The following is a 20,265-nucleotide window of genomic DNA, read 5'->3' as shown; positions in this document are numbered from 1 at the left end:
AGCGTTGGACAAGACTTCTTCTCCCGCAGCCGTGGCTGCCCCCCGTCAGGATGGCGTCCGCCAGCTGGCCGACGAACTGATCAAGTGTCTCAAGTACCGGGTGGGCAAGGAGCCATCGGTAGCGACCCGCTATGACTGGCTTTCCGCCGCGATCAAGGTGGTGCGTGACCGCCTCGTCGACCGCTGGATCGAGTCGACAAGGCGGGCGTACGACCAGGGCAACAAGCGTGTCTACTACCTGTCCATGGAGTTCCTGATCGGCCGCCTCATGCGCGACGCCTTCTCGAACCTCGGCGTGATGGAGGACATGCGCGAGGCTCTGGCCTATCACGACGTCGACATCGATCTGATCTCAGCGCTGGAGCCGGACGCCGCGCTCGGCAATGGCGGCCTCGGGCGTCTTGCCGCCTGCTTCATGGAATCGATGGCGAGCCTCGACATTCCGGCGCACGGCTACGGTATCCGCTATGTCCACGGCCTGTTTCGCCAAGAGATCCACGACGGTTATCAGGTTGAACTGCCGGAAACCTGGCTCGACCACGGCAACCCGTGGGAGTTCGAGCGGCGCGAGGGTGCCTATGAGATCGGCTTCGGTGGCAGCGTCACCTCAGTGACCGCGCCCGACGGCCGGCTGGAGCGGCACGTCTGGAAGCCGACGGAACGCTTCCTCGCCGTTCCGTTTGATACGCCGATCGCCGGCTGGCGCGGCAAGCGCGTGAACACGCTGCGACTGTGGACGGCGATGCCGGTCGACCCGATCCTGCTCGATGCCTTCAACGCGGGCGACCATATCGGCGCGCTGCGCGAGAGCAACAAGGCCGAGGCGCTGACCCGCGTTCTCTATCCAGCGGACAGCCACCCGGCAGGCCAGGAGCTGCGCCTGCGCCAGGAATATTTCTTCTCGGCTGCCTCCATTCAGGACATCGTCCGCCGGCACCTGTCGAAATATCCGGACCTCACCTCGCTACCGGACAAGGCGGCGATCCACCTCAACGATACGCATCCGGCGATCGCAGTGGCCGAGCTGATGCGGCTTTTGATGGACGTCCACGGCTTCGACTTCGACAAGGCGTGGGCCATCACCAAGAAGACCTTTGCCTACACCAACCACACCTTGCTGCCGGAAGCGCTGGAAAGCTGGCCTGTGCCGCTGTTCGAGCGGCTTTTGCCGCGCCACATGCAGATCATCTACGCGATCAACGCAGAGGTGCTGCTGGAAGTGCGCTCGTCGGGTCGCTTCAACGACGATCAGATCCGCGCGATTTCGCTCATCCATGAGGGCGGCGAGCGGCGCGTGCGCATGGGCAATCTCGCCTTTGTCGGCGCCTTCTCGATCAATGGCGTGTCCGCCCTGCACACCGACCTGATGAAGGAGACGGTGTTCGCCGACCTGCACAAGCTCTATCCGCACCGGATCAACAACAAGACCAACGGCATCACGCCGCGGCGCTGGCTGTTCCAGTGCAACCCCCGCCTGACGGGGCTGATCCGCGAGGCGATCGGCGACCGCTTCCTCGACGACATCGACGCGTTGGAGGAACTCGACCGCTTTGCCGACGACAGCGTCTTCCAGGAAAAATTCGCTGCAGTGAAGCGCGCGAACAAGGAGCAGCTGGTCAAGGTGATCGGCGAGCGGATGGGCTTGAAGATCGACCCATCAGCCATGTTCGACGTGCAGATCAAGCGCATCCACGAATACAAGCGCCAGCTCCTCAACATCGTGGAGGCGGTGTCGCTCTATGACCAGATCCGCTCGCATCCCGAGCGGGACTGGATGCCGCGCGTAAAATTCTTCGGCGGCAAGGCGGCGCCGAGCTATCACAACGCCAAGCTCATCATTAAGCTCGCGAACGACGTTGCCCGCGTGATCAACAGCGATCCATCGGTGCGCGGGCTGCTGAAGGTCGTGTTCGTGCCGAACTACAACGTTTCGACGGCGGAGGTGATGATCCCGGCGGCCGACCTGTCGGAGCAGATTTCGACCGCGGGCCTCGAGGCGTCCGGCACCGGCAACATGAAGTTCGCGCTCAACGGTGCGCTGACGATCGGCACGCTCGACGGCGCGAACGTCGAAATCCGCGAGTGCGTCGGCGAAGAAAACATCGTCATCTTCGGCCTGACCGCGCAGGAAGTCGCGCATCGCAAGACGCACGGCTACAACCCGCGCGAGGTCATCGAGGCGTCGTCGGAACTCAAGCAGGCGTTGGAGGCGATCGCCACCGGCGTGTTTTCGCCGGACGATCCGCACCGCTACCGCGACCTGATCGCCGGTCTCTACAACTACGACACCTTCATGCTGGCCGCCGACTTCGATTCTTATTCTGCTGCACAGCGTCAAGTCGATGAACTTTGGCGTACCCCTGCGCGTTGGCAGTCGATGGCAATTCACAACACTGCGCGGGTGGGCTGGTTCTCCTCAGACCGAACCATCCGGCAGTATGCAAGCGAGATCTGGCGCGTACCAGCATGAACCCAACGGGCAGACAGTCGTTCAAGGCGTCCCAGGCAGAAGTCGAGGCCATCCTGGCCGGGACGCACGACGACCCGTTTGCATTGCTGGGACCACAGACGGTTGGCAGGAAGCTGGTTGCCCGCTGCTTCATTCCGCATGCCGAGGAAGTCACTGCCTATACGCTGGACGGCAAGGAATGCGGTGACCTTGAGTGCCGCCACGAGACCGGCTTTTTTGAGGGCCCGCTGACGATCAGCAAGCGCCAGGTTCTGCGCTACCGTGCGCGCAATGCGGGCGGCGAGTGGTGGATCACTGATCCCTACTCATTCGGTCCGGTTCTCGGGCCGATGGACGACTACTACATCGGCGAAGGCTCGCATCTCCGGCTGTTCGACAAGCTGGGCGCGCACCCCATGCACCACGAGGGCGCCGACGGCGTCCATTTTGCCGTCTGGGCCCCCAATGCGAAACGGGTCTCTGTTGTCGGTAACTTCAATGACTGGGATGGCCGCCGCCACCCGATGCGCAAGCGCATCGACACGGGCATTTGGGAGATTTTCATTCCCGACGTCTCGGTCGGTTGCATATACAAATACGAGATCCTCGGCGCCGGCGGCGAGGTGCTGCCGCTCAAGGCCGATCCATTCGCTTTCCGCGCCGAACTGCGTCCGGCAACCGGGTCAATCGTCGATGCACCGCCTAGCCATGACTGGGGCGACCAGGCGCATCGTGAGTTCTGGCAATCCGCCGATCCGCGCCGCCAGCCGATCTCGATCTACGAGGTACATGCGGGGTCCTGGCGAAAGCCTGAAGATGGCTCCTTCCTGACGTGGGATGAGCTGGCGGACCAGCTTATCCCGTATGCGGTCAGCATGGGGTTCACCCACATCGAGTTCCTGCCGATCAGCGAGCATCCTTACGACCCTTCATGGGGCTACCAGACGACGGGCCTGTTTGCGCCGTCGGCGCGCTTTGGCGAACCGGAAGCCTTTGCAAGGTTTGTCGATGGCGCACATCGGGCCGGGCTCGGCGTCATCATCGACTGGGTGCCGGCGCACTTTCCGATGGATGCGCATGGGCTGGCGATGTTCGACGGCACCGCGCTCTATGAGCATGCCGATCCGCGAAAGGGCTTCCACCCCGACTGGCACACGGCGATCTACAATTTCGGCCGCAAGGAAGTGCTGGCCTACCTCGTCAACAACGCCCTCTATTGGGCGGAGAAGTACCACGTCGACGGATTGCGGGTCGATGCGGTGGCCTCGATGCTCTACCTCGACTACTCGCGCAAGGCAGGCGAGTGGATCCCCAACGAGCAGGGCGGGCGCGAGAACCTCGACGCGGTGGCGTTCCTGCGCAAGATGAATTCCGAGGTCTACCGCGCCCATCCCGGCATCATGACGATCGCCGAGGAATCCACGTCGTGGCCCAAGGTTTCGCATCCCGTTCACGAAGGCGGGCTCGGCTTCGGCTTCAAGTGGAACATGGGGTTCATGAACGACACTCTGCGTTACATGAGCCACGAGGCCGTCCACCGGAAGTTCCACCACCGCGACATCACCTTCGGCCTGCTCTACGCATTTTCAGAGAACTTCGTGCTGCCGCTCAGCCATGACGAGGTGGTGCACGGCAAGCGGTCGCTGATCAACAAGATGTCCGGCGACGAGTGGCAGCGGTTTGCCAACCTGCGCACCTACTACGCTTTCATGTGGGGCTACCCCGGAAAGAAGCTGTTGTTCATGGGCCAGGAGTTCGCCCAGCTTCGCGAGTGGAGCGAGGAACGCGGGCTCGACTGGCACCTGCTCGAAAATCCGGCGCACGACGGAATTCGGCGCCTCATACAGGATCTCAACCGAGTGTATCGCGAACTTCCGGCCTTGCATGCGCGCGACTGCGAAGGGGAGGGATTTGAGTGGCTGATCGCAGACGATGACCAGCATTCGGTGTTTGCCTGGGAACGCAAGGCACCGGACGCGCCCAGCGTCGTCGTCATCAGCAATTTCACGCCGGTACCGCGCGACGGTTACGTCGTGCCCATGCCCCGAGACGGGACATGGCGCGAAGCCATCAATACAGATGCAGAAATCTATGGGGGCAGTGGCAAAGGAAATGGTGGGAAGGTCGTGGCAACCGGAGGGAAGGCGGAAATCTCACTGCCGCCGCTCGCGACGCTTATACTGGAATACACGGGCTGACTGCCTGAGGGAGGAACACTGATGGAGAAGAGGCCTCAGCCACTGGCGCGCGACGCCATGGCATACGTGCTTGCGGGCGGGCGCGGGAGCCGGCTCCACGAACTGACGGACACGCGAGCCAAGCCCGCGGTCTATTTCGGCGGCAAGACGCGCATCATCGACTTTGCCCTCTCCAACGCCCTGAACTCGGGCATTCGCCGCATCGGCGTCGCCACCCAGTACAAGGCGCATTCGCTGATACGTCACCTCCAGCGCGGCTGGAACTTCTTTCGGGTCGAGCGAAACGAGAGCTTCGACATCCTGCCAGCCAGCCAGCGCGTCTCGGAGACGCAGTGGTACGAAGGGACGGCGGATGCCGTCTACCAGAACATCGACATCATCGAGGGCTACGGCCCCGAATACATGGTCATCCTCGCCGGCGACCACATCTACAAGATGGACTACGAGCTGATGCTGCGCCAGCACGTCGACTCGAACGCGGACGTCACCATTGGCTGCCTCGAGGTGCCGCGCATGGACGCGACCGGCTTCGGCGTGATGCATGTTGATGAGGAAGGCCGCATCCTCCAGTTCGTGGAAAAGCCGGCTGATCCGCCCGGCATGCCGGACAATCCGGACATTGCGCTGGCGTCTATGGGCATCTACGTGTTCCGTACATCATTCCTGATGGACCAGCTGCGCCGCGATGCACACGACCCGCATTCAAGCCGCGACTTCGGCAAGGACATCATTCCCTACATCGTCAAGAACGGTAAGGCGGTGGCACATCGCTTCACGCATTCCTGCGTGCGCTCAAGCCTCGAGGCGGAGGCCTACTGGCGGGACGTCGGCACCATCGACGCCTATTGGGCAGCGAACATCGACCTCACGGATGTGACGCCCGAGCTCGACATCTACGACCGTGACTGGCCGATCTGGTCCTACGCCGAGGTGAAGCCGCCAGCAAAGTTCGTCCATGACGAGGACGGGCGCCGCGGCACGGCCGTGTCGTCGCTGATCGCCGGCGATTGCATCGTCTCGGGCGCCGCGCTGAAGCGCAGCCTGCTGTTCACCGGCGTGCGCGTGAACTCGTTCTCGTCGCTGGAGGACGCGGTGGTGCTCCCAGGCTGCATCATCGGCCGCAATGCGACGCTCCGGAAGGTCGTGCTCGACCGCGGCGTGCGCGTTCCGGAAGGACTTTCGGTCGGATTTGACGAGGAACTGGACAGGAAGCGGTTTCGCGTATCAGAAGGCGGGGTTCGCCTCATCACACAGGCGATGATCGACAGGCTGGGTAACTGACCAGATGCAGGTTCTTTCGGTTGCGTCCGAAATGTTCCCCTTCATCAAGACGGGGGGACTGGCAGACGTTTCGGGCGCGTTGCCACGCGCGCTGGGGTCGCACGGCATCGCCGTCCGCACCATGCTGCCGTGCTATCCGGCGGTGAAGCGCAGACTTCCCGCCGACGCGAGCGTCGTCCATCGCTACGACAATCTGTTCGGCGGGCAGGCGAGCATCATCGCGGCGCAGCTGGAGGGACATGACCTGCTCTTGTTCGATGCGCCGCACCTGTTCGATCGGCCCGGCGGCGCCTATGGCGATGGCACGGGCAATGACTGGGCCGACAACTGGCGCCGCTTCGCAGCCTTCTCGCGCGCGGCGGCGGATGTGGCGCTCGGTGCAGCGGGCGACTGGAAGGCAGACCTCGTCCAGGCCCATGACTGGCAGGCGGCGATGACGCCGGCCTACCTGCGCTACGACCAGCGCTCCGCTCCGCCGTCGGTGATGACGGTGCACAACCTTGCCTTCCAGGGCCGCTATCCCGCCTCGATCTTTTCGCAGCTCGGCCTGCCGGCGCAGGCGATGAGCATCGACGGCGTCGAGTATTTCGGCGGTGTCGGCTACCTGAAAGCCGGCCTTCAGGCGGCGAGCGCGATTACCTCCGTAAGCCCCACCTACGTGCAGGAAATCCGCACGCCGGAGTTCGGCATGGGGCTGGAGGGGCTGATCAACGGGCGCGGGGGCGACCTCTACGGTATCCTCAACGGCATCGATACGAAGGAGTGGGACCCGGAGACGGACCCGCATCTCGTGGCCAGCTATTCCGCCAAGACCCTTGCGCGGCGGGCTGCAAACCGGCGGGCGATCCGCGAGCGTTTTCAACTCGAGGACGATGCCTCGCCGATCATCTGCGTGATCTCACGCCTGACCTGGCAGAAGGGCATGGACATTCTTGCCGCCGAGGTCGGGCGCATCGTGGGCCTTGGCGCGAAGCTGGCGATCCTCGGTTCCGGAGATGCCGCGCTGGAAGGCGCGTTCATTGCAGCTGCGTCACGTCATGCAGGGCGCGTCGGTGTGGTGACCGGCTATGACGAGGCGCTGGCGCATCTGCTGCAGGGCGGCGCCGATGCGATCCTGATTCCGTCGCGCTTCGAACCATGCGGGCTGACGCAGCTCTACGGCCTCAGATATGGGTGCATTCCGGCTGTGGCGCGCACCGGCGGCCTTGCTGACACCATAATCGACGCCAACCACGCGGCGCTGGCTGCGGGAGTCGCGACCGGTTTCCAGTTTGCGCCGGGCTCCGGCGACGCCATGGTCGAAGGGCTACACCGGCTGATGACGGTTTTTCGCAAGAGGAAGGCATGGTCTGCCCTGCAGCGGCAGGCGATGAAGACCGACGTTTCATGGGATGCAAGCGCGGCGGAATACGCCGAGCTCTTCCGCGCTTTGGCATCGAAGGAGTAAGGGATGATCAAGATAATAGAAACAACACCTTACACAGACCAGAAGCCAGGGACCTCCGGCCTTCGCAAGAAAGTGCCGGTCTTCCAGCAGAAGAACTATGTCGAGAATTTCATCCAGTCGATCTTCGACTCGGTGGCGGGCTATTGCGGCGAGACGCTGGTGATCGGCGGCGACGGCCGCTACTTCAACCGCGAGACGATCCAGACCGCGATCAAGATGGCGGCGGCGAACGGTTTCGGGCGCGTGCTGGTCGGCAAGGGCGGCATCCTGTCGACGCCGGCGGCTTCCAATCTCATCCGCAAGAACCGCGCATTCGGCGGCATCATCCTGTCGGCGAGCCACAACCCCGGCGGGCCGAACGAGGACTTCGGCATCAAGTACAATGTCGGCAATGGCGGCCCGGCACCTGAAAAGGTGACCGAGGCGATCTATGCGCGCAGCCGCGAGATTGACCGCTACGCGATCGTCGACGCTCCCGACGTCGACATCGACACGATCGGCACCGCCACGCTCGATGAAATGACGGTCGAGGTGATCGATCCGGTCACTGACTATGCCGAGCTGATGGAGACGCTGTTCGACTTCGACACGATCCGCAAGATGTTCGCGGGCGGCTTCCGGATGGTCTACGATGCGATGCACGCGGTCACGGGCCCCTACGCGGTCGAGATCCTCGAAAAGCGGCTGGGTGCGGAGGCGGGAACGGCGCGCAACGCGCAGCCGCTCGAGGATTTCGGCGGGCATCATCCGGACCCGAATCTCGTCCACGCGCGCGACCTTTACGAGCTGATGATGTCGCCGAACGCGCCAGACTTTGGTGCTGCGTCCGATGGCGACGGCGACCGCAACCTCATTATCGGCAAGGGAATCTTCGTGACCCCGTCCGATTCGCTGGCGGTGCTGGCGGCGAACGCGCATCTGGCGCCGGGCTATGCAGGGGGCATCAAGGGCATTGCGCGCTCGATGCCGACCAGCGCGGCTGCCGACCGCGTGGCAGAAAAGCTGGGCATCGGCATCTACGAGACGCCGACGGGCTGGAAGTTCTTCGGCAACCTGCTCGACGCGGGGTTGGCGACGATCTGCGGCGAGGAGAGCGCGGGAACGGGTTCGGACCACGTGCGCGAGAAGGACGGGCTCTGGGCGGTTTTGCTGTGGCTCAACATCCTCGCCGTGCGTGGAGAGAGCGTGCGCGACATCGTCGCCAAGCACTGGGCGACCTACGGCCGCAATTACTATTCCCGTCACGATTACGAGGCAGTTGATACCAAGGACGCGAACGCGCTGATGGACGACCTGCGCGCCAAGCTGCCGGAGCTGCCTGGCACGACGGTCGGGCACCTGACCATCGAGACGGCGGACGACTTCTCCTACCACGATCCGGTCGACGGCTCGGTGAGCTCGAACCAGGGCATCCGCATCGGCTTTGCCGGCGGCTCGCGCATCGTCTTCCGCCTGTCGGGCACCGGCACTTCGGGCGCCACGATCCGCGTCTATATCGAGCGGTTTGAGCCAGATCCGGGCAAGCATGGCATCGAGACGCAGGAAGCGCTGGCCGACCTGATCGCAGCGGCCGACAAGATTGCAGGCATCCGCCGGCATACCGGGCGCACCGGCCCGACCGTCATCACCTGATGCAGCCGGCCACGCCGCTCGGCGCCCCGATCGAGGACGGAGGAGTTCGCTTCTCCGTCTGGTCGCACCACGCCGCGCGGATGTGGGTCTCGCTGTTCGATGGCGGCGGGGCCGAGACCGACCGTGTCGAGATGGCACGGCAGGGTGATGTGTTCACCGCTTTCGTACCGGACATCGGCCCAGGGCAGCGCTACGGCTATCGCGCCGATGGTCCTTACGATCCGAAGGCCGGACTCTGGTTCGATCCGCAAAAGCTGCTGATCGATCCCTACGCTCTCGAGGTCGACGGGCGGTTCCACTACGACCCCCGGCTCGGCGTGGCGCGCGCGGAGGGCATCGATACCGCACCGTTGCTGCCTAAGGCGGTAGTGACGGCTCCGGAGCGCGTGCCGCTCGAGCCGCCACGGTTTTCCCCCGGCGGCCTGATCTACGAAATCAACGTCCGGGGCTTCACGAAACTTCATCCCGACATTCCGGAACAACAGCGCGGCACCATCGCCGCGCTGGCGCATCCCGCTATCATCGAGCATCTGCGAAAGCTGCGCGTGAGCGCGGTGGAACTGATGCCGGTGACGGCATGGATGGATGAGCGGCACCTGCCGCCGCTCGGGCTCAGCAACGCCTGGGGTTACAACCCGGTAACCTTCATGGCACTCGACCCGCGACTGGCGCCGGGTGGATGGGGAGAGCTTCGGCAGACGGTGCGGGCGCTGCATGAGAACGGCATCGGTGTCATCGTCGACGTCGTCTTCAACCATACCGCCGAAAGTGACGAGAAGGGTACGACGCTGTCGCTGCGCGGGCTCGATGCGCGCGCCTATTTCCGCCACGCGGATGATGGCACGCTTATCAACGACACCGGCACCGGCAATACGCTCGACTGCGAGCATCCGGCGACGCAGCAGCTGGTACTGGATTCGCTGCGGGCCTTCATTCGCTATGCGGGCGTCGACGGCTTTCGCTTCGATCTTGCGCCGGTACTGGGGCGCACGCGGTTCAGCTTTGACCCGAACGCGCCGATGCTCAAGGCAATGATTGCTGATCCCGAGATCGGCAGCCGGGTGCTGATCGCCGAACCATGGGACATTGGCCCGGGCGGATACCAGCTCGGGCGCTTCCCGCCAAAATTCCTCGAGTGGAACGACCGCTATCGCGACGACGTCCGCCGGTTCTGGCGCGGCGACCATGGCACGGTACCGGCGCTGGCGACGCGGCTGGCGGGCTCGTCGGATGTGTTTGCGGGTGAGGGGACGCGCACCGTCAACTTCCTTGCCGCGCATGACGGCATGACGCTCGCCGACCTCGTCGCTTACGAGCGCAAGCACAACGAGGCGAATGGCGAGGACAATCGCGACGGCCACAACGACAATCTGTCGTGGAACCACGGCGTCGAAGGGCCGACGGACCAGCCGGAGGTGCTTGCGGCACGCGCGCGCTCGCTGCGACGGCTGCTTGCGACGCTGTTTGTCTCGCGAGGCACGATCATGCTTACCGCCGGCGACGAGTTCGGCCGCAGCCAGCGCGGCAATAATAACGCCTACGCGCAGGACAATGAAATCACCTGGCTCGACTGGGAGAACCGTGACCGGGAACTTGAGGTGTTCGTCGCGCAGCTGGCGGAGATGCGCGAGCGCTATCCGGTGCTGCGGCAGACAGCGTTTCTCACAGACGCGGACGTGACCTGGCTAGATGAGAACGGGCAGCCGATGACGGTCGACAATTGGGAAGACTGGCACAATCGCAGCCTCGCGATGAGGCTCGGACCGTTGCTGATCCGGTTCGGGCCCGACGGCGGGTCGATCGCCGACGAGGCGAGTGGCTTCCGGTTAGACTGCTGAACTACTGCACCAGCACCGCACGGCCGCAGGTTGCGCCGTGGACCTTGATCTCCGCCTCGCCGAGTGAGACGCCAAGCGCCGAAAGCAGTGTGTAGAGGAGGTTGTCGATCGGCTGCGCCACGCCCTTGATCGCCTGGCCAAGCAAAGCCAGCGTGTTCGAGGGCAGCGTGAGCAGCGGCAGGTTGAGCAGACCAAGCTCGACATTCGCCGTGAGCGACAGGCTGGAGAAAAGTGACGTCGTCAGCGACGTCACGTAGTCCTTGGTGTTGACCTTGCGGACCTTGCCGCTGTCGATGTCGGCAGCGGTGAAGGTCAGCGTCTTGTAAGCGATGTTCGACATTTCGGCGTGTGCCTGGCCGGTGATGCTGACCAGCGGCACCTGGACGAGCTTTGCCGTCGAACGCGCCATCGGGCTGCCGAAATTGCCGAGCTTCGACTTGTCGACCTCGGCGAGGAACAGGTTGACCACGCCGGGCCGCGCGTCGACCTGAACCTTCAGGCTGTCTCGCCGGCCGGTGGGGCAGGTAATGCTCTTCAGCTGTGCCTCGGCGAAGGCGACCTCGAGATAGAGCGGCAAGCGGATGCGGGTGCCGAGAAGGCTGAGCAGGCTGCCCGGCATGCCGATGTCGACCGTGGCAGTCAGCCGCGTCTGCGCGGTGCGCACCAGTGTGCCCGCCTCTCCGACCGCGAACCAAGGCGAGCGCTGCGGTGGCTCGCCGATGGCGAGCGACACCGAGACGTCCAGCAACCCGCCCGTCTGCACGCCGAGATCAAGCCCGACCTGCTTGCCCTTGCCGGCAAGGATTGCGCTCAGCATCAGTATTTCCATGACGTTCACGTCGACCCCGATCTGGCGGAGCGCCGCCTGCGCCAGCTGGCCGTCGCCGAAGTCGATGATGTCGGACAGCTTGATCGGCAGGACGGAACCATTGGTCAGCGCGTTGACCAGCTTGCCGAGCGGCGCAAGCAGGGCGCCACTGCCGCCGGAATTCTTTAGCGCCTTGGCGACCTGCCCGATGGTGACCTGGGTATCGAGGACTTCCTCGTAGCTGCCGGCGGTGAGACCTACCTCAAGAGCCAGCGCGTCGAGAAAGTCGAGGAGGCTGACATTGGCGTTCAACAGCGCGTTGTAGTCCATCACGGTCAGCGAGATCTGCGAACCGGTCAGGCCCTTGAGCAACGCGTTGAGGATGCCGTCATTGACCGCCGCCAGACGCGAGCCGATGGAAAAGGCGGCGGCCGGGGTCGAGGCTGCCGTGGCGGTAACGATGATCTCCGGCGCCGGGATGATGGAGCCGGCAAAGTAGCGCGTACCGATGGTGCGGTAGGTCACCCTGGCCGCATTCTTCAAGGGCGCGTTTGCGGTGTAGCGGTCAGCCGGATCGAGCGACTTGTCCGACTTGTAACGGCCCGTGGTTACAACGATGCGGTCGTTGCCGCCCGGCTTGGCGAAGTCGCCGGTATTACTGGCAATAGTGGCCGAAACGCCGTTGTCGCTCAGCATCGCCAGCGCCTGCTGCGGCGCCTTGTCGATGTTGGACGCGGCGGCGATGGCTGCGAGGTCTGCAAGCGCCTGCGCACGGCGCTTTTCGACATAGAGCGAGCCGCTGTCGACGGCGACTGCTGCAAGCACGACGGCTGCCGGGGCAGTGATCGCCGTCATCAGCGCGAACTGCCCCGAGGTTGACCGAAGGAACCGGCCGAAAAGCGAGGTCGCACGCTGCCGCATCACATGCCTCCGATGCGGATGGTGGAGCGCCGTGAGATGGTGGTGTCCGGCATGGCGAGCCGGTCGAACAGCCCCCAGATCGGCAGGTTGCGTGCGTCGTAGCTGACCTCAACATCGAACTGGTTGGGGTCTGCCGGACTGTCGCCCACTCTGACCTGTAGCTTCGCCGGGTCGATGAAGAGATAGCCGCTGGCATTGCGGGCGATGTAGCCTTCCGCAAGCTGCCGCCGTTCCGTGCTGTCGAGGCCGGCGATCGCTGCCCGCGCCGAGTCCGCCGCCAGCTGCTGCACCGAGTGGCTGGCGCCGAAGAAGATGCCGTAGGCCGTCATGCCCAGGAAAAGAAGGAGATAGAGGGGGGCCAGCATCGCGAATTCGACCGCCGTTGCGCCGGAGGTCGCGGTGCTGAACCTTTCTTCTCCAGGATAATGTCTCGTGTCCCTGCCCATGCCCGCATTTGAGCATTACGCAGTGAGGGAAGGGTTTTGCCTCCATGCAACCGTCAGTTGATCCCGATTGCATTTTCTTCCGCTTGGGCAGTTGAGAACAAGCAACGTCCTCTTTGCCTGCGCGTTATGGAAGAAATTGTCGCACAATCATGTTTCCGCCATGGCATCATGGAATAGCGGGAAACGCGTGATTACATTGTCCGCAGCAAGAAGAGGAACCGACCCCACCATGACCTCGGCCAGACGGAACGCCCTGACCCTCAAGTGGAAAGAAAGCGTATTCGGATTGGCAAAGGCGAGGGGGCGGCCGACTTCCCACGTCATCCATCACAGCGGTGAACCGCGCGGCGACACGCTGATCGCCTCCTACAACATCCACAAGGGCGTGGGCCGCGACCGGCGCTTCGACCCGGCGCGCATCGTCTCGGTGCTGCGCGAAATCGATGCCGACGTCGTGGCGCTGCAGGAGGCGACCCAGCGCTTTGGCGAGCGCATTTGCCTGCTCGACCTCAAGGTGCTGGAGCGCGAATGCGGCCTGATCGCCGTTCCGCCGCTGGAGCCGAACCAGAACCACGGCTGGCACGGCAACATCATCCTGTTTCGCGAAGGCTCGGTTACTGCCACACGGCAGCTTGACCTGCCCGGGGTCGAACCGCGCGGCGCGCTGGTCATCGACGTGACGCTGAAGGCGGGCCCGCTGCGCATCATCGCCGCGCATTTGGGGCTCCTGCGCCGCTCGCGCGCAAAGCAGGTGGAGACGCTGCTTGCGGAGGCCGAGGCCCACGATGGCCGTCCGACGCTGCTGATGGGTGACCTGAATGAATGGCGGCTCGGCCGCCGCTGCAGAAGCTGGCTCCGGCCTTCGGGCCGCTGCATGCGACCGTGCCGAGCTTTCCATCGGGCTTTCCGCTGCTTGCGCTCGACCGGGTGTTGGCGAAGCCGCACCACCTGATTGCCGGCGTCGAGCTGCACGACACGCCGCTCGCCCGCGTTGCCTCGGACCACCTGCCGATCAAGGCCAACATCCGCCTGGCCGAGGCGCTGAAGGCGGAGGGAGACGACCGAGAGGCAGCCTGACCGTCAAACTTGGAGGAGGGGCCATGACGATCACGCATTCGCAATGCCTGGCCGCACGGGCGCTGGCCGACTTGACGCGCGACGCGCTAGCAGATCTTTCCGGTGTCGATGCTGAGATCATCGCCCGCTTCGAGCGCCGACTGGATGAGCCGGATCCGGCGGTGGTCTCGAAGCTTCAGCGATGCCTTGAAGAGGCGGGCGTCGTGTTCCTTCCCGAAGATGCTTTCGGTGGCCTCGGCGTCCGGCTGAAATTCACCGCATTCGAGACGAGGCGAATCGCAACCCTCGAAAACGAGGGCGGCATCGTCGGACAGGACGACGTTCCCTAAATCGCGGCAGCGATCACGACCGAACACCGAATTGTGGTCGCCCGGGCTCTTGCCGGGCTGGCGAAAACTTGTTGTCCTGCGGGCCTGCATTTGATGCGCCGGGCGGCGCAGGCAGGGGAGGCCGGCATGCCAAATAAGATTCCTCGCATTCCATCGTCCGAGATCACGCCGGAAGAATTCTACTTCAACCGCCGCAAATTCCTTGGCGGTGCCATGGGCGCTGCCGCCGCATCGCTGCTGCCCCTGCCGGCTCTTGCCGCCAACCTTGACTACAAGCCCGGGCCCTACGGCACCGAGGAGGCCTGGTCGACCTTCGCGGACATCACCACCTACAACAATTTCTACGAGTTCGGCACGGGCAAGGAAGATCCCTCTAACCGCTCGGCGGACTTCAGGCCGGAGCCGTGGACGATCAAGGTAGATGGACTCGTTTCCAAGCCAACGACGCTCGACGTCGACGACCTGATGGCCCTGGGGCTCGAGGAGCGCGTCTACCGCATGCGCTGCGTCGAGGCCTGGTCGATGGTGATTCCCTGGATCGGCTTCCCGCTGTCAAAGATTCTTGACCGGGTCGAGCCGCTGGGGAGCGCCAAATACGTCGCCTTCGAAACGGTGGTGCGCCCGGAGGAAATGCCCGGCCAGCGCAGCATCCTGTTCGGCGCGCTCAAGTGGCCGTACCTTGAGGGCCTGCGGCTCGACGAGGCGCGCAATCCGCTGGCGATTCTTGCCGTCGGCCTCTACGGCCGCACGCTGCTCAATCAGAACGGCGCGCCGGTGCGGCTTGTCGTGCCGTGGAAGTATGGCTTCAAAGGCATCAAGTCGATCGTGCGCATTTCGCTGGTCGAGGAAGAGCCGCCGTCAACCTGGAACAAGATGGCGCCGCACGAATACGGCTTCTACGCCAATGTGAATCCGGCGGTCGACCATCCGCGCTGGAGCCAGGCGAGCGAAATCCGCATCGGCGAGGGCGGCTTCTTCGGCGCGGCCCGCCGCGACACGCTGCCCTTCAACGGTTACGCCGAACAGGTCGCAAGCCTTTACGAGGGCATGGATCTGCGGAAGTTCTACTGACCATGCCCCGTTGGTGGAAGCCGGCCAGCATCTGGCTCCTCTACGCTGTGGGGTTCGTTCCGGCCGTCTGGTATTTTTGGCTGGGCGCGACGGGCCAGCTGCCCGGCAACGCGGTGAAAATCTTCGAGCACCTGTTGGGCACCTGGGCGCTGCGCTTCCTGCTGGCAACGCTGGCGGTCACGCCTCTGCGCGATCTGTTCGGCATCAACCTCGTCCGCTACCGGCGTGCGCTGGGGCTGCTCGCCTTCTGGTACGTGCTGATGCACTTTTCGACCTACATGCTGCTCGACCAGCAGCTCAATTTCCCCGAGATCGGCAAGGACATCGCCAAACGCCCGTTCATCACCATCGGCATGGCCTGCCTGGTGCTGCTGCTGCCGCTGGCACTGACCTCCAACAACTGGTCGATTCGCAAGCTCGGCTCGCGCTGGAACAGGCTGCACAAGCTGGTCTACGCGATCGTGCTGGGCGGCGCGCTGCACTACACGATGGCGGTGAAGGTGGTTACCGTCGAACCCGCCACCTACTTCGCGCTGGCGGTGCTGCTGGTGGCCTACCGCACGCTGCGGCCCTCCGTGATGCGGTGGAAGAAGGAACGTCGCGCGCAAGGGGCGGCGCCGGTGGCATCGAGACGGATGGGGAAGGGCAAGGCGTCAGCTTGACGCCGCAAAGAAAAAAGCCCCGCGCGAGCGAGGCTGCCGGTGCTACTGGCGCGGGGGCTATCCATGTTGCGCCGACACCATCCAGCGTAGATGCCGGCAGACCGATTCGCCACGAACCGCATGTCTACCGCAGGTTGTATCCGGGGGCAGATCGCGTGTGTCTCGGAAGCGTGCGCGAGAGCGCCAATTGCCTGAGCCCGGCGGGGGCGACTTCGCTGCCCAGCAGCGACGCGCGCCGAGCGCGGCGGTCTCTGGTGTCCGCTGATGAAGCAATTGTTTCCGGCTGGGGGTGCAGGCGCGCGAAAACCCGGTAACGTTTGAAGATTACACGGCTTTTCGTTGGGAAATGGTGCCCAGGAGAGGACTCGAACCTCCACGCCTCGCGGCACACGGACCTGAACCGTGCGCGTCTACCAATTCCGCCACCTGGGCCAGTGACAACGCGAAGCGGAGAAGTGCGTCGCGTCTGGTGTGGCGCCGATGTAAGCGGACGGCGCTTTGGTGTCAACTGCCTTCTCGCGGATTTTTCACTCCGCTGTGAACTCTTTGCTGCAACGCACAGGAAAGGGGCATCGAAGGCCTGCGAAAGGCGTGTGCGAGCCCGCGCAAAAACAGGTTGGCGAGGCCGCCGAAAGCGCCCATATAGGCTTTGACAGAGCATGGAGATACAGTTAAGGGGACCGAACTTTTCCAAGGAAAAGGGACCATTGCGCAAGGGCGATTTCCCTGGCGCCGTCCCGGAGCCTGCGCGGTTCCCCATCAAGCAGACCAAGAGGCAGCACAGTGGCAAAACCCGAACTCGGCGCCAAGCGCATCTGCCCGGAAACGGGCCGCAAATTCTACGATCTCAACAAGGACCCGATCGTCTCCCCGTACACCGGTCAGTCCTATCCGCGTTCCTACTTCGAGAGCAATTCGGCCGTGCCGGATCTCGAGGACGAGGTCGAGGACAAGGAGCTGGACATCGAGGACGGCGCGCCTGAGCTCGTCTCGCTGGAAGACGCGGATGACGAGACCAAGGGCGCAGACGACATCGCGCTCGGCGATGACGACGACGTCGACCTCGGCGACGACGACACCTTCCTGGCCGACGACGAGGAAGACGAAGACGACGTCACCGGCATCATCTCCGTCGGCGACGACGACGACGAGGCATAAAAAATTGCACAGGCCTCGAAAAGAGGCTTGATCTTGGTGTGCGGCGGCGCTAGAAGCCGCCGCACACGAGGTGAACGACAGCTCACCGAGCGACACGCCGGAAAGACGGCAACAGGGGGCCATAGCTCAGCTGGGAGAGCGCCTGCATGGCATGCAGGAGGTCAGCGGTTCGATCCCGCTTGGCTCCACCAAACCTCCTCGACATCGAAGAAATTTCTTAGAACGCTGGCAATGGCCTGAGGCCGATTTGCCGGGCGCGCTTTGGCATGTCTGCGCCTTTTTACGGCGCTTGCGGCGCCGCGCGGGCGTGGCGGCGGAGGGCAGGGGCGCGGAAAGCCGCGTATCGCCCCGCAGAAGGCCGCTGGCGGGCTTCCGGCGCCTCAGTGGGGCAGGGAGCGGGAGAAGAGGTTGATGACCAGCACGCCCGCCAGGATGAGCCCCATGCCGGCCAGCGCGGCGAGGTCGAGCGACTGGCGGTAAAGCACCCAGGCGACCGCCGTGATCAGCACGATGCCCATGCCCGACCAGATCGCATAGACGACGCCCGTCGGCATGGTGCGCAGCGGGAAGGAAAGCAGCCAGAAGGCGGCAGCATAGCCGCCAATGGCGATGAGGCTGGGAACGAGACGGCTAAAATTGTCGGAGCGCGAGAGCGCGGTGGTGGCGACGACCTCGGCGATGATCGCCGCGAGGAGAATCAGGTGCGATTTGAGCTGCATGATTCGCATCTGAGCATGGAGCTCAGGCAGACGCGAATCATCGCGCGCGCTGGCCGAATCGTTTGGGCGGCGCTGGTGCGGGCGAGATTCGGATCAGGAAGCGGCCTCGACGTCGGTTGCCGCTTCCATGAAAAGCTCGACCACTTCCGGCGTTAGCAGCGCCATCACGACAAGGACCGCGATCGCGCCGAGTCCGACACGGGCGCTCGCGCCGCCGATGCCCAGGAGGCCGATGATGAAGGAAAGCGCGAAGCGGCTGTCGCCGAGCCCGTACGCGTTCATGGTCAGCAGCATGTAGGCGATGGTGAAATAGAAGATGCAGCGCATCAGGCGGCCGGTCAGCTGCCTGCCGAACTGGAAGACGGCGGATATGTCATTCTGCGAGAGCGCGTCGAGCTCGTAGTACGGGTACATGGGGCCTCCAATCGCGCTCTTTCCCGAAAGGAGATGAGCGGTCTGGTCCAACTGTCGGCGCCGGTGAGTGTCCTTGCTCACGCTCACGAAGGGCCAACCGCACCCGTCGCAAGCTGCCGCTCACCAGCTCCCCCCAAATTTTCAGAAAGTACAGGCGTTACTGGACAGCCGCGCGAGCGCGATTCGGGTTTTCCAAATGGCCGTTGCTGCTGCCATGCAGCCTGCGCCGGGCCTGCTACCTGAAAAGAGGCCGGGACGACTGCACGACGCGATGGTGCCAGTAACAGTCCACCACTGCAACCCGCAAACTTCCCGAAGGGAGAGTTGGCGGGTTTGCGCCCGCCCCGAAGGCGAAGCGGTCTGCCTCGACGACCCCTAAGCTCTTTCGCTAAACGCAGAGAACCCCAGCGTCATGCTGGGGTTCCCCATAAGTGACAAATTGTCGGAAAAGTCGGTTATGCTACCGCGTCTGCGAGGCGGAGATAGCCGTTCTCGAAGGTCAGGCTCGAGGCATCCACGCCAACGAGCGTGATGGTCTCGCCGTTCCAAGGACCATCGGCCTGCCCATCATAGGAGTTTTTCTCGACATAGATGACCGTATTGGCGCCGACCTGTTTCACGAAGATGTCTAGCTGCGCTACATCGCCGAAATCAGCGTTGCCGTTAAGGTCGTCGGAGCCCGAAAGAAGCTTGTAATTGTAGTCCTTCGAGAAATAAAGGATATCGTCGCTGTCGAACCCTGCAATCGAACCCGAGTCGCCATCGAAGACGAATACGTCCGCGTCGGCAGTTGCAACCTCCGCGCCGTCAACAAAGACGGGAGCCTCGTAGCCGAGATCTTCGAAGACCTCTGCCGCATCGGTCAATGCGTCGTGAAGGTTTTCAAGTTCGTTTGCCAATTCTTCCGCAACACGGAAGCGCGCCACCTCTTTATCGAAGCCTTGAAGGTCGTCCTGCGCGTTCAGAACTGCGAGGGCAACGGCATCAGCCGTGCCGTAGCCGCCAAGTTCTGTGTCAGCAAAGACAGCTGCATCAAACGTCGTCAGGTAAGCGTCGGCACCGGTCGTCGGATCGTTAAGATCAGCGTCCGCCTGCTCCCAAGCCTTAAACGCCTGAAGATTAGCGTTAAGAGCGTTGAGCAGGGTGGTCACCCCGGGATAGGAAGCTTCAGTGATGCCGGTAGAAAGCACAAATTTCGTTCCGGCCGCGTTCATCTCGATAACCGTCGTGGTGCCGTCGGTTATCTCTAGGACGTTCACAATGTCGCTTGGGGAAGCCGAAAGGTCTACAGCACCGGCACCATCATCAGCGGTGAAACCTGCTGCGCCGTTCAGAACGTCAAACGCGGCCAGATCTGCTGCAGCCCGGTCGCCTGCATCGTCGAGAGCGTCATCAGCGTCGGCTTCGGCCTTTACAGCGGCGTTATAACGCTTGATTGCCGCCGCGAGCCCCGGGACGTCGGAGATATCCTTGTTAAGGTCGTTGATGACCTTAACGAGCGCATCTCGAGTATCGGTGATTGCTGCATTTTGCGCGGCGCTGGACCGAGTCTCAAAGTTTGACAGACCGGTTGACGTTTCGAGATCATTGGAGGCATCAGTGTACTCAGCAGCGATGGCAGCCTCCACTTGGGCATCTGTGCTCGTTTCGGTGATCCCCTGGTTGTCAACCAGAGCGTCATTAGAGCGAGCCTCGTCGTACAATGCCTCAAGGTCGGCCCGCGCATTCGCTAGAGCAGATTCGATTTAGTCCGGGTCATATCCCGCCGCCTCGAAGTAGTGCCGGCATTCCTGCGGGGTGAAGGCGGAGAGGCAG

Annotated in this window: 17 protein-coding genes and 2 tRNA genes; 13 read left to right on the top strand and 6 right to left on the bottom strand. The window is 63.5% G+C overall.

Annotation, left to right across the window (positions count from 1 at the left end; genetic code table 11):
• Positions 1–31: 31 nt before the first annotated feature.
• From L610_RS13860 to glgX, 6 genes are read left to right on the top strand one after another with little or no spacing between them, the layout of a single operon-like run.
• Entirely contained in the window at positions 32–2,470 is a 2,439-nt protein-coding gene (locus L610_RS13860; protein ID WP_371713059.1) for a glycogen/starch/alpha-glucan phosphorylase, read from the top strand.
• Positions 2,467–4,647 carry a 1,4-alpha-glucan branching protein GlgB gene (gene glgB / locus L610_RS13855; RefSeq protein ID WP_144705782.1) on the top strand — a complete coding sequence of 727 codons (2,181 nt, stop codon included), beginning with the start codon at positions 2,467–2,469 and terminating at the stop codon, positions 4,645–4,647. The genes L610_RS13860 and glgB overlap by 4 nt, the downstream gene beginning before the upstream one ends.
• A gap of 18 nt (positions 4,648–4,665) precedes the next feature.
• Positions 4,666–5,928, top strand: a complete 1,263-nt coding sequence (glgC, locus tag L610_RS13850) for a glucose-1-phosphate adenylyltransferase (protein ID WP_024849569.1) — start codon at positions 4,666–4,668, stop codon at positions 5,926–5,928.
• Positions 5,929–5,932: 4 nt separating this feature from the next.
• The gene (gene glgA, locus L610_RS13845; protein ID WP_144705780.1) at positions 5,933–7,375 is read left to right on the top strand and encodes a glycogen synthase GlgA; all 1,443 of its coding nucleotides are present in this window, start codon (positions 5,933–5,935) and stop codon (positions 7,373–7,375) included.
• A gap of 3 nt (positions 7,376–7,378) precedes the next feature.
• Positions 7,379–9,007, top strand: a complete 1,629-nt coding sequence (locus tag L610_RS13840) for an alpha-D-glucose phosphate-specific phosphoglucomutase (RefSeq protein WP_144705778.1) — start codon at positions 7,379–7,381, stop codon at positions 9,005–9,007.
• Positions 9,007–10,845 carry a glycogen debranching protein GlgX gene (gene glgX, locus L610_RS13835; RefSeq protein ID WP_144705776.1) on the top strand — a complete coding sequence of 613 codons (1,839 nt, stop codon included), beginning with the start codon at positions 9,007–9,009 and terminating at the stop codon, positions 10,843–10,845. Before L610_RS13840 ends, glgX begins: the two co-directional genes overlap by 1 nt.
• A 1-nt stretch (position 10,846) precedes the next feature.
• Here the strand turns inward: glgX and L610_RS13830 are convergent, their stop codons facing one another.
• Positions 10,847–12,574 (bottom strand): pilus assembly protein TadG-related protein, encoded by a 1,728-nt coding sequence (locus tag L610_RS13830; protein ID WP_144705774.1) that lies wholly within the window; start codon positions 12,572–12,574, stop codon positions 10,847–10,849.
• Positions 12,574–13,020, bottom strand: a complete 447-nt coding sequence (locus L610_RS13825; protein ID WP_024849564.1) for a TadE/TadG family type IV pilus assembly protein — start codon at positions 13,018–13,020, stop codon at positions 12,574–12,576. The genes L610_RS13830 and L610_RS13825 overlap by 1 nt, the downstream gene beginning before the upstream one ends.
• Positions 13,021–13,249: 229 nt before the next feature.
• Between L610_RS13825 and L610_RS13820 the strand changes: the two genes are divergently transcribed.
• The 5 genes from L610_RS13820 to msrQ all read left to right on the top strand — a co-directional run bounded on the left by L610_RS13820 (position 13,250) and on the right by msrQ (position 16,159).
• A complete protein-coding gene (locus L610_RS13820; protein WP_371713057.1) occupies positions 13,250–13,972 on the top strand; it encodes an endonuclease/exonuclease/phosphatase family protein in 723 nt (240 codons plus the stop codon).
• Positions 13,951–14,097, top strand: a complete 147-nt coding sequence (locus L610_RS20890) for a hypothetical protein (protein ID WP_371713056.1) — start codon at positions 13,951–13,953, stop codon at positions 14,095–14,097. The genes L610_RS13820 and L610_RS20890 overlap by 22 nt, the downstream gene beginning before the upstream one ends.
• Positions 14,098–14,120: 23 nt before the next feature.
• Positions 14,121–14,426 carry a helix-turn-helix transcriptional regulator gene (locus L610_RS13815; protein ID WP_024849562.1) on the top strand — a complete coding sequence of 102 codons (306 nt, stop codon included), beginning with the start codon at positions 14,121–14,123 and terminating at the stop codon, positions 14,424–14,426.
• 126 nt (positions 14,427–14,552) lie between these two features.
• A complete protein-coding gene (gene msrP, locus L610_RS13810) occupies positions 14,553–15,497 on the top strand; it encodes a protein-methionine-sulfoxide reductase catalytic subunit MsrP (RefSeq protein ID WP_024849561.1) in 945 nt (314 codons plus the stop codon).
• A 2-nt stretch (positions 15,498–15,499) separates the two neighbouring features.
• Positions 15,500–16,159, top strand: coding sequence for a protein-methionine-sulfoxide reductase heme-binding subunit MsrQ (gene msrQ, locus L610_RS13805; RefSeq protein ID WP_144705772.1), 660 nt, complete (start codon positions 15,500–15,502; stop codon positions 16,157–16,159).
• Positions 16,160–16,506: 347 nt separating this feature from the next.
• On the opposite strand, the gene L610_RS13800 is transcribed toward msrQ, so the two are convergent.
• Positions 16,507–16,591, bottom strand: a tRNA-Leu gene (locus L610_RS13800).
• Between the two features lie 351 nt (positions 16,592–16,942).
• Between L610_RS13800 and L610_RS13795 the strand changes: the two genes are divergently transcribed.
• Positions 16,943–17,317, top strand: coding sequence for a TIGR02300 family protein (locus tag L610_RS13795; RefSeq protein ID WP_144705770.1), 375 nt, complete (start codon positions 16,943–16,945; stop codon positions 17,315–17,317).
• 115 nt (positions 17,318–17,432) lie between these two features.
• Positions 17,433–17,508: transfer RNA gene (locus tag L610_RS13790), tRNA-Ala, on the top strand.
• Between the two features lie 189 nt (positions 17,509–17,697).
• Here L610_RS13790 and L610_RS13785 read toward each other — a convergent pair.
• The 3 genes from L610_RS13785 to L610_RS13775 form a co-directional block, all read right to left on the bottom strand.
• The gene (locus tag L610_RS13785; protein WP_144705768.1) at positions 17,698–18,036 is read right to left on the bottom strand and encodes a multidrug efflux SMR transporter; all 339 of its coding nucleotides are present in this window, start codon (positions 18,034–18,036) and stop codon (positions 17,698–17,700) included.
• 93 nt (positions 18,037–18,129) lie between these two features.
• Entirely contained in the window at positions 18,130–18,450 is a 321-nt protein-coding gene (locus tag L610_RS13780; RefSeq protein ID WP_144705766.1) for a hypothetical protein, read from the bottom strand.
• A 455-nt stretch (positions 18,451–18,905) separates the two neighbouring features.
• Positions 18,906–20,153 (bottom strand): hypothetical protein, encoded by a 1,248-nt coding sequence (locus L610_RS13775; RefSeq protein ID WP_144705764.1) that lies wholly within the window; start codon positions 20,151–20,153, stop codon positions 18,906–18,908.
• Between the last annotated feature and the right edge of the window lie 112 nt (positions 20,154–20,265).

Origin of the sequence: Aminobacter sp. J44 (genome assembly GCF_007829415.1) — a bacterium.
Lineage (GTDB): Bacteria > Pseudomonadota > Alphaproteobacteria > Rhizobiales > Rhizobiaceae > Aerobium.
The sequence above is the reverse complement of the archived record's forward strand: the minus strand, read 5'-3'. Positions and strand labels throughout refer to the sequence as shown.